Here is a 12,549-nt window from a genome sequence, read left to right on the forward strand (position 1 = left end):
GGTCATTCCGGCCGCGCAGCGGGGCTCAGTCGCTCAGTATCCCTGACTCGCGACGGGCGGGAACGGCCACCCTTCAGGGACCCGCGCCGAGCGTGCGAGGCGCGGGGGGAAGGGTGGTCCTTCCTCAGTCGCGCTCGGGGCCCAGCGTCGTCTTCTGGATCTGCATGAGGAACTCGATGTTGTTCCGCGTCTTGCGGAGCTTGTCGAGCAGCAGCTCCAGGGCCTGCTGGGGCTCGAGCGCGGCGAGCACCCGGCGCAGCTTGATGACGATGGCGAGCTCGTCGGGCGACATGAGGATCTCCTCCTTGCGCGTGCCCGACGCGTTGACGTCGACGGCCGGGAAGACCCGCTTGTCCGCCAGGCGGCGGTCCAGCTTGATCTCCGCGTTACCGGTGCCCTTGAACTCCTCGAAGATGACCGTGTCCATCGTGGAGCCGGTCTCCACCAGCGCCGAGGCGATGATGGTCAGCGAGCCGCCGTTCTCGATGTTGCGGGCGGCGCCGAGGAAGCGCTTGGGCGGGTAGAGGGCCGTGGAGTCGACACCACCGGAGAGGATCCGCCCGCTGGCGGGGGCCGCCAGGTTGTAGGCGCGCCCCAGGCGGGTGATCGAGTCCAGCAGGACGACGACGTCGTGGCCCATCTCGACCAGGCGCTTGGCCCGCTCGATGGACAGCTCGGCGACCGTGGTGTGGTCCGACGGCGGCCGGTCGAAGGTCGAGGCGATGACCTCGCCCTTCACCGAGCGCTGCATGTCGGTGACCTCCTCGGGCCGCTCGTCGACGAGGACGACCATGAGGTGGCACTCGGGGTTGTTCGTCGTGATCGCGTTGGCGATCGACTGCAGCACCATCGTCTTGCCGGCCTTGGGCGGGCTCACGATCAGCGCGCGCTGCCCCTTGCCGATCGGCATGACCAGGTCGATGACCCGGGTGGTCAGCTGGTGCGAGTCGGTCTCCAGCCGCAGGCGCTCCTGCGGGTAGAGCGGGGTCAGCTTGGTGAACTCCGGACGCTGCCGCGCCTGCTCGGGCTCGAGGCCGTTCACGGTGTCGAGCCGGACCAGCGCGTTGTACTTGTCCTTGCGCTCACCGTCGCGCGGCTGCCGGACGGCGCCGGTGATGGCGTCCCCGCGACGCAGGCCGTAGCGGCGCACCTGCGACAGCGACACGTACACGTCGTTCGGGCCGGTCAGGTAGCCCGACGTCCGGACGAACGCGTAGTTGTCGAGGACGTCGAGGATCCCGGCCACCGGCAGCAGGACGTCGTCCTCGCTGATGGTGGGCTCGCCCTGGTCGAACCGCTCCCGGCCGTTGTTGCCCCGGCGGTTGCGGTCCCGGTAGCGACGACCGCGGCGGCCGCGGCCACCCTCGAAGTCGTCGTCGTCCTCGTCGTTGCGGGTGTCGGGGCCGCGGTCGTCGCGACCGCCGCCCCGGTTGTCGTTCCGGTTGTCCGGCCGGCCCCCGCGCTCACCGCGCTCGGGGCCGCGGTTGCCGTCGCGGGTGCCGCGCTCGGCGCGGTCGCCGTCGCGGGAGCCGCGCTCCTCGCGGGAGCCGCGCTCCTCGCGGGTGCCACGCTCGGCCCGGTCGCCGTCGCGGGAGCTGCGCTCCTCGCGAGAGCCGCGCTCGGCGCGGTCGCCGTCCCGCTCGGTGCGCTCGCCCCGGTTGCGGCCGCTCCGCTCGCGGTTGCGCTGCGGACGGTCCCCGTCGGTGCGGTCGTCGTCGGTCCTCTCGGGGGCCGGAGCAGCGGCCGTCTCTGCGGCGGGCGCCTCGGCGCGGACGTCGGGGGTGGCGGTGGTGGCCTCGGCGGACGGGGCGGCCGTCTCGGCCGCCGGCGCGCCCGCGGGACGGCTCGCCGCGCGACGGCGCCGCGGCGCGGCCTCGGCGGTGCCCTCCGCCGGCGCGGTGACCGGGCCACCGTTCGCGCCGCCGCTGACCGGGGCCTCGAGGGGGGCGGCCGTGGCCGCGACGCCACGGGCGCTGTCGGCGCTCCGTGCGGTCGGGATGCCGGCCGTCGTGCCGGTGTCCCCGGTGGCGGGCGCGCTGCTGGCGCCCTCGCCGCCCACCTGACGGGCGGAGATGGCGGCGACCAGGTCGCCCTTGCGCATCCGGCCGGTGCCGGAGATGCCGAGCTCGGCCGCCAGGCGCTGCAGCTCGGGCAGCAGCATGCCGGACAGCCCGCTGCCGCGGCGACGGGTCCGGCCCGTCGTCCCAGAGGCGGCAGGTGCCTCGTCGGTACCCGCGCTCTGCGGGGTGACGAGGTCGGTGGTCTCGCTCACGTACAGGTCCTTCCCTGCGGAGACCTGCGCCTAGCAGCGCAGGGGGTGACCCGGTTCCCCTCCCTGGTGACCTGTCCAAGGCAGCGAGAAGAACGGGATCGAGTGGGTGCGAGGCGGTATCTGCGGCGACGGAACATCGTCTGCATCGCCCCGCGCGAGGCTCGCCCTACTGGGCGGCTACGCCGTGAGCCTAAACCGCGCTCACGGACACGACAACACCGTCCGACACGGGTGTGTTCCTCGTTACCGAGACGATACCTGGCGCTGACCTGCGAGCACGCGGGCACCGGTCCGGTCGACGTCGACCGGCAGCTCGGTCCACCCCTCAGGGGTGAGATGGGACACGTCCGCACCGGCGGCCGGGCCTCCCGCGAGCACGAGGACCGTCGGCCCGGCTCCGGAGACGACTGCGGCGTGACCGGCGGCCCGGAGCCGGTCGACCAGGTCGAGGGACGCGGGCATCGCCGAGGCCCGCTGGCGCTGGTGGAGCCGGTCCTCGGTCGCCTCCAGCAGCAGTGCCGGCGCGGTCGTGAGCGCGTGCACCAGCAACGCGGCACGGCCGGCGGTGAACGCCGCGTCGGCGTGCGGGACGGCGTCGGGCAGCAGCCCGCGCGCGACGTGCGTCGACAGGGTCTCGTCGGGCACGAGCAGCACCGGGACGACGTCGGGGTGCACCTCGAGCCGCTCGGCCCGCGCGCCGGTGGTCTCCATCCAGGAGAGCGTGACCCCGCCCAGCAGGCAGGCGGCGACGTTGTCGGGGTGGCCCTCCAGCGCGGTGACCAGCCGGAGCACGGCGCCCTCGTCGACGGCCTCCACCTCGGGGCACAGCGCCCACGCGCCCAGCACGCCGGCCACCACCGCCGCCGCGGAGGAGCCCATCCCCCGCCCCTGCGGGATGCCGTTGCGCGCGACGACCCGCAGCCCCGGCGGGGTCCAGCCGAGCTCGTCACACGCGGCCCGGAACGCGCGCACCACCAGGTGGGACTCGTCGACCGGCAGGTCGTGCGCGCCCTCGCCGGTCACGGAGACCTCGAGCCCGGTGGAGGCCACGGCGAACCCGACGACGTCGTGACGGGTGAGGGCCAGGCCGGCGCAGTCGAAGGCCGGGCCGAGGTTGGCGCTGGTCGCCGGGACGCGGACCTGCACCGCGTCCCCCTGCGGCGGGGTCACAGGCCCAGCTGCGCGGCGGCCACGGCGGCGTCGACGGGGACGGTCACGGGGGCCGGCGCACCGGAGATCGCCCACTCCGGGTCCTTGAGGCCGTTGCCCGTGACGGTGCAGACCACCCGCTGCCCGGACTCCAGTTCCCCGGCCTGCGCCACCTTGAGCAGGCCGGCCACCGAGGCGGCCGAGGCGGGCTCGACGAAGACCGCCTCGCTGCGGGCCAGCAGCCGGTAGGCGGCGAGGATCTCCCGGTCGGTGACCGCGTCGATGCGCCCGCCCGAGTCGTCCCGGGCGGCCAGCGCCTTGGTCCAGGACGCGGGGTTGCCGATCCGGATCGCCGTCGCGATGGTCTGCGGGTTCTCGACGACCTGCCCGCTGACGATCGGCGCGGCGCCCGCGGCCTGGAAGCCCCACATCCGCGGGGTCCGGGACGCCGTCCCGTCGGCGGCGTACTCCCGGTAGCCCTGCCAGTAGGCGGTGATGTTGCCGGCGTTGCCCACCGGCAGGCAGTGGATGTCGGGGGCGTCGCCGAGGACGTCGACGATCTCGAAGGAGGCGGTCTTCTGCCCCTCGATGCGGAACTGGTTGACGCTGTTGACCAGGCTGACCGGGTAGTCGATCGCGAGCTTGCTGGCCAGCGCCAGGCAGTCGTCGAAGTTGCCGTCGACCTGCAGCAGCTTGGCCCCGTGCACCAGTGCCTGGGCCAGCTTGCCCAGCGCGATCTTGCCCTGCGGCACGAGGACGGCGCAGACGAGGCCGGCCCGGGCGGCGTAGGCGGCGGCGCTGGCGCTGGTGTTCCCGGTGGAGGCGCAGATGACCGCCTGCGAGCCCTCCTCGACGGCCTTGGTGATGGCCATCGTCATCCCGCGGTCCTTGAACGACCCGGTCGGGTTGGCGCCCTCGACCTTGAGGTAGACCTCGCAGCCGGTGCGGCGGGAGAGCTCCGCGGCCGGCACCAGCGGGGTCGCCCCCTCCTGCAGGGTCACCACGGGGGTGCTGTCGCTGACCGGCAGCCGGGACCGGTAGGCCTCGATGAGCCCGGGCCACAGCGGCGAGACGGTGCCCCGCACGGGCAGCTGCGTCGTCATGACAGTCCCTCCACACGCAGGATGCTGGTCACGGCGCGGACGGCCGGCATCTCCCGCAGCGCGGTGACCGTCGCCGACAGCGCGGCGTCGGGGGCGCTGTGGGTGACGATGACCAGCGTCGCGGCGTCCCCGTGCCCGTCCTGCCGCACGGTGGCGATGCTGACCCCCTGCCGGGCGAACTCCTGCGCGACCGTCGCCAGCACGCCGGGCTTGTCCGCGACGTCGAGGCTGACGTGGTATCGGGTGGGCGTCTCGGCGATCGGCCGGGCGGGCAGCCCCGCGTAGGTGGTGACGCCGGGACCGGCGACGCCGGACACCCGGTTGCGGGCCACGGCCACCAGGTCGCCGAGGACGGCGCTGGCGGTGGCGTCGCCGCCGGCCCCCTGGCCGTAGAACATCACCTGGCCGGCGGCCTCGGCCTCGACGAAGACGGCGTTGAACGCCCCGCCGACAGCGGCCAGCGGGTGCGTCGTCGGGATCATCGCCGGGTGCACCCGGACGGCGACGGAGTCCCCGCCCTCGCCCGGGACCCGCTCGCAGATCGCGAGCAGCTTGACCGTGCAGCCGATCTCGGCGGCGCGGGCGACGTCGGTCGCGGTGACCGTGCTGATCCCCTCGCGGTGGACGTCGCCGGCGGTGACCTCGGTGTGGAAGGCCAGCGAGGCCAGGATCGCGGCCTTGGCGGCGGCGTCGAAGCCGTCGACGTCCGCGGTCGGGTCGGCCTCGGCGTAGCCCAGCTCGGTCGCCTCGGCCAGCGCCTCGGTGAACCCGTGCCCGGTCTCGGCCATGCGGGACAGGATGTAGTTCGTCGTCCCGTTGACGATGCCGACCACCCGGCGCAGCTGGTCGCCGGCCAGCGACTCGCGCAGCGGGCGCAGCAGCGGGATCGCCCCGGCCACCGCCGCCTCGTAGTACAGGTCGACGCCGGCCTTGGCGGCGGCCGCGTGCAGCTCGGTGCCGTCGTCGGCCAGCAGCGCCTTGTTGGCGCTGACCACCGACTTGCCCGCCTCGAAGGCGGCCAGCAGCAGCGAGCGCACCGGCTCGATCCCGCCGATGACCTCGACGACGATGTCGACGTCGGGCCGGGTCACCAGCCCGTGCGCGTCGGTGGTCAGCAGGTGCGCCGGGACGTCGGGGTGCCGGTCGGGGCGGCGGACGGCCACCCCCGCCACCTCGACCGGCCGGCCGATGCGGGCGGCGAGGTCGCCGGACTGCTCGCCGAGCAGGCGCAGCACGGCGCTGCCGACCGTGCCGCAGCCCAGCAGCGCGACCTTGAGCGGCGTCGTCACGAGGTGGCTCCCACGGGGTTCTCGGGCGCGGGCTGGTCGATCGCCGGCGAGGGGGCGGGCACGTCGGCGAGGACGGCGTCGAGGGCGAACACGTCCGACAGTCTCTGACGCCGCACGATCTCCGTGGCGACGCCGTCCCGCACGGCCACGACCGGGGGCTTGAGCAGGTAGTTGTAGTTGCTCGCCATCGACCAGCAGTAGGCGCCGGTCGCCGCGACCGCGAGCAGGTCGCCGGGCTGCACGTCCGAGGGGAGCCACAGGTCCCGCACCAGGATGTCGCCGCTCTCGCAGTGCTTGCCGACGACCCGGCACAGCGCCGGCGGGGCGTCGGAGGTGCGGTTGGCCAGCACGCAGGTGTAGGCGGCGTCGTAGAGCGCGGTGCGGATGTTGTCGCTCATCCCGCCGTCGACGGAGACGTAGTTGCGCACCATCGGCGCCCCGGGGGTGCCGCTCGCGCCGAGCCGGACCGGCTTGATGGTGCCGATCTCGTAGAGGGTGACCGTGCCGGGGCCGGCGATCGCCCGGCCGGGCTCCACGGCCAGCCGCGGCACGGGCAGCCCCGCCATCGCGCACTCGGCCTCGACCACGGCGCGCAGCCGCCGGGCCACGTCGGCGGGACTCACCGGGTCGTCCTCGGCGAGGTAGGCGATGCCGAACCCGCCGCCGAGGTTGAGCTCCTCGAGCACCTGCCCGGTCGCCTGGTGCACCTGACCCATCAGCCCGACCACGCGGTGGGCGGCGGCCTCGAAGCCGGCCGTGTCGAAGATCTGCGAGCCGATGTGGCTGTGCAGCCCGGTCAGCCGCAGCGCCGGCTCCCGGATCACCCGCACCGCCGCGGTCAGCGCGTCCCCGGTGGCCAGCGAGAAGCCGAACTTCTGGTCCTCGTGGGCGGTGGCGATGAACTCGTGGGTGTGCGCCTCGATGCCGACCGTGGCCCGGATGAGCACCGGCACCGGCGCCCCGCCGGCGGCGACCCGCGCCGACGCCAGGGGCACCAGCCGCTCGATCTCGTCGAAGGAGTCCAGGACCACGTGCCCGATGCCGGCGTCGACGGCCAGCCGCAGCTCGACCAGCGACTTGTTGTTGCCGTGCAGGGCGATCCGCTCGGCCGGGAACCCCGCGGCCAGCGCGACGGCGAGCTCGTTGCCCGAGCAGGCGTCCAGGTGCAGGCCGTCCTCGGCGATCCACCGCGCCACCTGCCCGCACAGGAAGGCCTTGGAGGCGTAGTGGACGTCGGCGCCGTCGAACGCGGCGGCGAAGTCGGCGGCGCGACCGCGGAAGTCGGCCTCGTCGAGGACGAACAGCGGGGTCCCGTGCGCGCGGACCAGCTCGGTCACCGGCCGGCCACCCAGGTGCAGCTCGCCGTCGACCCGGGTCGCCGAGCGCGGCCAGACGCGCTCGTCGAGGGTGCCCAGGTCGGCCGGGGGCGGCCCGGCCGCCGGTGGCGGGGTGACGCTGCCGTGCAGCGGCCCCGCGGGGTGCGCCCTCACATCCGCTCCGGTGCGCTCACGCCCAGCACGCCCAGGCCGTTGCGGAGGACGACGGCGGTCGCGGCGCACAGCCACAGCCGGGCGGTGGTCAGCGCGGTCGGCTCCTCGTCGCCACGCGGCAGCACCCGGCAGGTGTCGTAGAAGCGGTGGTAGGTGCCGGCCAGCTCCTCGAGGTAGCGCGCCACCCGGTGCGGCGCGCGCAGCTCGGCGGCCGAGGTCAGCACCCGCGGGAACTCCCCGATCGCCCGGAGCAGGTCGTTCTCCCGCTCGTGGCCCAGCTGCGCGGCGTCGACGTCCCCGGGCTCGCCGAGGGCCAGGCCGAGGTCGGCGGCGTTGCGCAGCACCGAGGAGATCCGGGCGTGGGCGTACTGGACGTAGAAGACCGGGTTGTCGTTGGTCTGCCGGCTCCAGAGGTCGACGTCGATGTCGATCTGCTGGTCGACCGAGGCGCGCGCCAGCGCGTACCGGGCGGCGTCCACGCCGATCGCGTCGACCAGGTCGGAGAGCAGCACGATGGTGCCGGCCCGCTTGCTCATCCGGACCGGCTCACCGCCCCGGAGCAGGTTGACCAGCTGCCCGATGAGGATCTCGAGGTGGGTGTCGGGGTCGTCCCCGGCCGCGGCCACCAGCGCCTTGTACCGGCCGACGTAGCCGGAGTGGTCGGCGCCCAGCATGATCACGACCCGGTCGAAGCCGCGGGCCCGCTTGTCCAGGTAGTAGGCGCAGTCGGAGGCGAAGTACGTCGTCTCCCCGTCGGCCTTGACCAGCACGCGGTCCTTGTCGTCGCCGAAGTCGGTGGTCCGCAGCCAGACGGCGCCGTCGGCCTCGTAGACGTGCCCCTGCTCGCGCAGCCGGGCCAGCGCCTTCTCCACCGCGCCGGAGCCGTACAGCGACTCCTCGCTGAACCAGACGTCGAAGGCGACCCCGAAGTCCTCCATCGACCGGCGGATCTCGTCGAGCATCAGCGCGACCCCGCGCTCCCGGAACACCTGCACCTGCTCGGCGTCGTCCCGGCCCAGGACGTCGGGCTCGACGGCCTGCACCTGGGCGGCGATGTCGGCGATGTAGGTGCCGCCGTAGCCGTCCTGCGGGACCGGCTCCCCCTTCGCCGCGGCCTGCAGGCTCCGCGCGAAGCGGTCGATCTGCGCGCCGGCGTCGTTGATGTAGTACTCGCGCGTCACGTCCGCGCCGCTGGCCTCCAGCAGCCGGCCGATCGCGTCGCCGACCGCGGCCCACCGGCTGCCGCCGATGTGCACCGGCCCGGTCGGGTTGGCGGAGACGAACTCCAGGTTCAGCCGCTGTCCGGCGAGGGTGCCGGTCCGCCCGTACCCCTCCCCCGCGGTGACCGCCTCGACGGCGATGCGCCCGAGCGCGCCCTGCGCGAGGGTGATGTTGAGGAAGCCGGGACCGGCGACGTCGACGGCGGCGATGCCCGGCTGCGCGCGCACCTCCTCGGCCAGCACCTCGGCGACCGCCCGCGGCGGCCTCCCGGCCGGCTTGGCCAGGCGGAGGGCGACGTTGGTGGCGTAGTCGCCGTGCTCGGGGTTCTTGGGGCGCTCGACGAGCACGTCCTCGGGGACCGCGACGGGCAGCGCGCCGCGGTCGACGGCGGCGGCCACGGCGGTCCGGACGACGTCGCGCAACTGCTCCGGTGTCACCGCACGAGCGTACTGACCGCCGATCCGGCCCCCGGCGGCCCTCCGGGCGCGCGTGCCCGGGCCTGCCAGGTCGCCGACCTACAGTGGGGCCCGAGGGGGCGGCACCGGCTCGTCCCCGGGCCCGGCGCGCCCGCCCGGCCCCGAGCACCCGACGAGCACGAGGAGCAGGCCGTGGCCAAGGACCGTAAGCCCCAGGACGGCCGCGCGCGCGGCGGGTCCGGCACGCCGGGCTCCGGTTCGGGCAGCCGGCCGGCCGGCCGCACCGCCGGCAAGGGCGGGCGGACCCGCCCGCCGGTCACCAACGTCGTCAGCCCGCAGCGGCCCTGGGGCCTGATCGCCGCCGCGGTCGCCGTGGTGGTGTTCGCCGCCGCCGTGATCACCTACGCGGTGGTGCAGGTCAACGAGGCCGACGCCGCGCGCGTGGACTCCGTCGACGAGATCGCCGGCGTCCAGGCCTTCGACTACGCCGCCGGCCAGGAGCACGTGACCACTCCCGTGCAGTACGAGCAGTCCCCGCCCGTGGGCGGGCCGCACGACGGCGAGTGGGCCGACTGCACCGGCACGGTCTACGACGTCGACATCCGGCACGAGAACGCCGTCCACAGCATGGAGCACGGCGCGGTGTGGATCACCTACGACCCCGACCGGGTCTCCGGCGCGGACGTCGAGACGCTCGCCGACGTCGCCAGCGAGTCCGGCCGGATGCTGTCCCCCTACGCGGGGCTGGACTCCCCGGTCAGCCTGCAGTCCTGGAACCACCAGCTGAAGGTCGACACGGTCGACGACCCGCGGATCGAGCAGTTCGCCGACTTCCTCACCTTCAACCCCGACTTCTACCCCGAGGTCGGTGCCAGCTGCGAGAACCCGCAGTTCGTCAGCGACCCGCTGACCGTCGACGACGGCAGCCGCGGGACCAGCGCCATGACGACCGACGCGCCGTCGACGCCCACGGCCGCGGCGGAGACCGGCACGCCGTGACCCGCGGGGACGCGGCGGGAGGCGGCGGCCGCGGGCTGCGGACGGCACTGCTCGCCGTCATCGCCGTCGGGCTGCTGCTGCTCGGCGGCGGGGCGGCGGTGGCGCTGGGCATCGGCCGCGACGAGGTCCCCCCGACGCCGACCGCCGACTCCGTGGACGCCGGCTTCTCCCGCGACATGGCCACGCACCACCTGCAGGGGGTGGAGATGGCCAACGTCGCCCTGGAGCGCAGCGCCGACCCGGAGGTCCGCCAGCTGGCGTTCGACATCTCCGCCACGCAGACCAACCAGGTCGGCCGGATGCAGGGCTGGCTGTCGCTGTGGGGGCTGCCGCCGTCGGGCGGCGACCCGATGGCGTGGATGGCGGCCGAGGCCGGGCACTCGGGCCACGACGGGTCGGGGACGCCCGGCGGGCTGATGCCCGGGATGGCCACCGAGGAGGAGCTCGCCGAGCTGGGCGGGCTGTCGGGCACGGCGTTCGACGTCCGGTTCCTGCAGCTGATGATCCGCCACCACCAGGGTGGCCGGGACATGGCCGAGTACGGCGCCGCGCACGCGACCGTGCCGGCCGTCGCCACCCTCGCCCGCACGATCGCCGGGACCCAGACCGCCGAGACGACGACGATGGTCGGGATGCTGACCGCCCGCGGCGGCACCCCGCTCCCGGCTCCCTGAGAGCCGGCGCCCCGGGAGCCGCCGTCCGGGCCGCCGGGTGGGCCTGGTAGGTTTCTCCCTGCCCCACCGCAGAGCCCCCGTAGCTCAGGGGATAGAGCACCGCCCTCCGGAGGCGGGTGCGCAGGTTCGAATCCTGCCGGGGGCACCCACAGCGGCCACCGTGCCCAGCGCACCGGTCGCCCGCTCACACGAGCACCGCGCGGCGTCCACCCCGGTGAGCAGGTCCGGTGCGCTCCCCGCGTCGACCGGCGTCAGAGCGGGTGTCCCCGGACGGCGGAGACCACCAGCTCGGGCACCGGGACCTCGGAGCTGCCCGGCGTGGCGCGGCCCGGGAAGTCGAAGACGCCGAGCATCAGCTGCACCGGGTAGTCCGGAGCCTGGTCGACGCGCCGGGCGACCTCGCCGTCGACGGTGAAGACCAGCGACCCCGGCGTCCAGTCCACGGCGTAGGTGTGGAACCGCGTGAGGTCGACGGGCAGCCGCTCGGCGGTGAAGTCCTCGGCCAGGCGCGGGTCGCGGAACCGGTGCAGCCCCATCCCCACCGCCGCCGACCCGTCGCGGACGGTGTCGCCGAAGACCTCGGCCACGCAGATCTCCCCTGAGTGCTCGGGGCGGTCCTCGATGCCCGACAGCCAGAAGGCGACCATCGAGCGCCCGGTGACCGTCGCGCGCATGGTCACCTCGACGTGCCCGTAGCAGGGCGTGTAGCCCCGGAACTCCGGCTGCTCCTCGCGCACGACCAGCCCCTCGGCGAAGGGCTGCTGTCCCACGGTGCTGCCCAGCGGGCCGGCGGAGCTGCCGGTCTGCAGGCAGGACACCCGCAGCGGCTCGGCGTGCAGGTCCGGGCACCACAGCGGCTGGTCGGCGGGGACGGTCAGGCGCAGCTCGCCGTCACGCACCGTGTACGCCGCCGCGGACGCCGCCCGCGAGCTCCAGTGCGGCAGGTAGTACGGGAACCACACGTCGGTGTCGAGCGCCTCCCCGGGGAAGCGCTCGTCGAGCTCCTCGCGCACGGCGGGCAGCGTAGGGCCGGCCGTGCTCGGTCGTCAGCTGGTCAGCAGCCCGCCCTCGACCGGCAGCGTCGTCCCGGTGACGTAGCCGCCGGCGTCGCTGACGAGGAACACCAGCGCCGCGGCCAGCTCGTCCGGATCCCCCTTGCGGCCGGCCAGCACGCGGGACATCTGGCCCTCGATGTAGCCCTCCGGGTACTGGTCGGTCATCTCCGACTCGAAGAAGCCGGGCGCCAGCGCGTTGACCCGGATGCCCTTGCGGCCGGTCCACTGCTGGGCGAGGTCGCGGGTGAGGCCGATCAGCCCGGCCTTGCTGGCGGCGTACGCCGCCTGGGGCAGGCCGGCCGTGGTCAGCCCCAGGATGCTGGAGATGTTCACGATCGAGCTGCCCGGCTGCATCACCCGCGCGCAGGCCTGCGCCATCCAGTAGCAGCCGTTGAGGTTGACGTCGATGACCTGCCGGAACTGCTCCGGGGTCTCGCGGGTGGCCGGGACGGCGGTGCCGACGCCGGCGTTGTTCACCAGGACGTCGACCTTGCCGAACTCGGCCACGGCGGCGTCGACCAGCCCCTGGCAGTCCTCGGGCCGGGCGACGTCGGTGCGCACGGTGATCGCCCGGCGGCCCGTGGCCTCCACGGCCTCCCGGGTGCCGGCCAGGCGGTCCTCCCGCCGGGCACCGAGCGCGACGTCGCACCCCGCCTCGGCCAGGGCCCGGGCGAAGACCGCCCCCAGCCCGGACGACGCCCCGGTCACGATCGCCACCCGGCCGTCCAGCCGGAACATGTCGAGGATCGTCCTGCCAGCCACGTCGTCGCTCCCGTCGTCGGTGTCGGTCCCGGGGCGAGCCTGTCGCGCGACGCGCCCGGCCGCCACCGCGGCGAGGCTGTGGGGTAGACCACAGCGGCGCCGGGTAGGGGGCTGGCCCC

Annotated in this window: 10 protein-coding genes and 1 tRNA gene; 3 read left to right on the forward strand and 8 right to left on the reverse strand. The window is 74.8% G+C overall.

The genetic code is table 11. From position 1 onward, the window contains the following. Positions 1–124: 124 nt before the first annotated feature. The 6 genes from rho to argS form a co-directional block, all read right to left on the reverse strand. Positions 125–2,272 carry a transcription termination factor Rho gene (gene rho / locus ACI79I_RS07090; RefSeq protein ID WP_456991594.1) on the reverse strand — a complete coding sequence of 716 codons (2,148 nt, stop codon included), beginning with the start codon at positions 2,270–2,272 and terminating at the stop codon, positions 125–127. Between the two features lie 243 nt (positions 2,273–2,515). Beyond that, positions 2,516–3,442 (reverse strand): homoserine kinase, encoded by a 927-nt coding sequence (thrB, locus tag ACI79I_RS07095; RefSeq protein WP_456991595.1) that lies wholly within the window; start codon positions 3,440–3,442, stop codon positions 2,516–2,518. Continuing rightward, positions 3,439–4,524, reverse strand: a complete 1,086-nt coding sequence (gene thrC, locus ACI79I_RS07100) for a threonine synthase (RefSeq protein ID WP_456991596.1) — start codon at positions 4,522–4,524, stop codon at positions 3,439–3,441. Before thrC ends, thrB begins: the two co-directional genes overlap by 4 nt. Next, on the reverse strand, positions 4,521–5,813 hold the full coding sequence (locus tag ACI79I_RS07105; RefSeq protein ID WP_456991598.1) for a homoserine dehydrogenase: 1,293 nt from the start codon (positions 5,811–5,813) through the stop codon (positions 4,521–4,523). Before ACI79I_RS07105 ends, thrC begins: the two co-directional genes overlap by 4 nt. Beyond that, the gene (gene lysA, locus ACI79I_RS07110; protein ID WP_456991599.1) at positions 5,810–7,303 is read right to left on the reverse strand and encodes a diaminopimelate decarboxylase; all 1,494 of its coding nucleotides are present in this window, start codon (positions 7,301–7,303) and stop codon (positions 5,810–5,812) included. The genes ACI79I_RS07105 and lysA overlap by 4 nt, the downstream gene beginning before the upstream one ends. Further along, entirely contained in the window at positions 7,300–8,961 is a 1,662-nt protein-coding gene (gene argS, locus ACI79I_RS07115; protein ID WP_456991600.1) for an arginine--tRNA ligase, read from the reverse strand. Before argS ends, lysA begins: the two co-directional genes overlap by 4 nt. Positions 8,962–9,132: 171 nt before the next feature. On the opposite strand from argS, the gene ACI79I_RS07120 reads away from it, so the two are divergent. The 3 genes from ACI79I_RS07120 to ACI79I_RS07130 all read left to right on the forward strand — a co-directional run bounded on the left by ACI79I_RS07120 (position 9,133) and on the right by ACI79I_RS07130 (position 10,758). Continuing rightward, complete coding sequence (locus ACI79I_RS07120) at positions 9,133–9,939, forward strand: DUF3105 domain-containing protein (protein ID WP_456991601.1); 807 nt, start codon at positions 9,133–9,135, stop codon at positions 9,937–9,939. After that, positions 9,936–10,613, forward strand: a complete 678-nt coding sequence (locus ACI79I_RS07125) for a DUF305 domain-containing protein (RefSeq protein ID WP_456991602.1) — start codon at positions 9,936–9,938, stop codon at positions 10,611–10,613. The genes ACI79I_RS07120 and ACI79I_RS07125 overlap by 4 nt, the downstream gene beginning before the upstream one ends. A gap of 73 nt (positions 10,614–10,686) precedes the next feature. Then, a tRNA-Arg gene (locus ACI79I_RS07130) sits at positions 10,687–10,758 on the forward strand. A 106-nt stretch (positions 10,759–10,864) separates the two neighbouring features. On the opposite strand, the gene ACI79I_RS07135 is transcribed toward ACI79I_RS07130, so the two are convergent. Next, on the reverse strand, positions 10,865–11,626 hold the full coding sequence (locus ACI79I_RS07135) for a glycoside hydrolase family 16 protein (RefSeq protein WP_456991603.1): 762 nt from the start codon (positions 11,624–11,626) through the stop codon (positions 10,865–10,867). 33 nt (positions 11,627–11,659) lie between these two features. Beyond that, positions 11,660–12,430: an SDR family NAD(P)-dependent oxidoreductase gene (locus ACI79I_RS07140; RefSeq protein ID WP_456945629.1), complete on the reverse strand. Its 771-nt coding sequence runs from the start codon at positions 12,428–12,430 to the stop codon at positions 11,660–11,662. Positions 12,431–12,549 lie beyond the last annotated feature (119 nt).

Source organism: Geodermatophilus sp. SYSU D01105 (assembly GCF_054050095.1).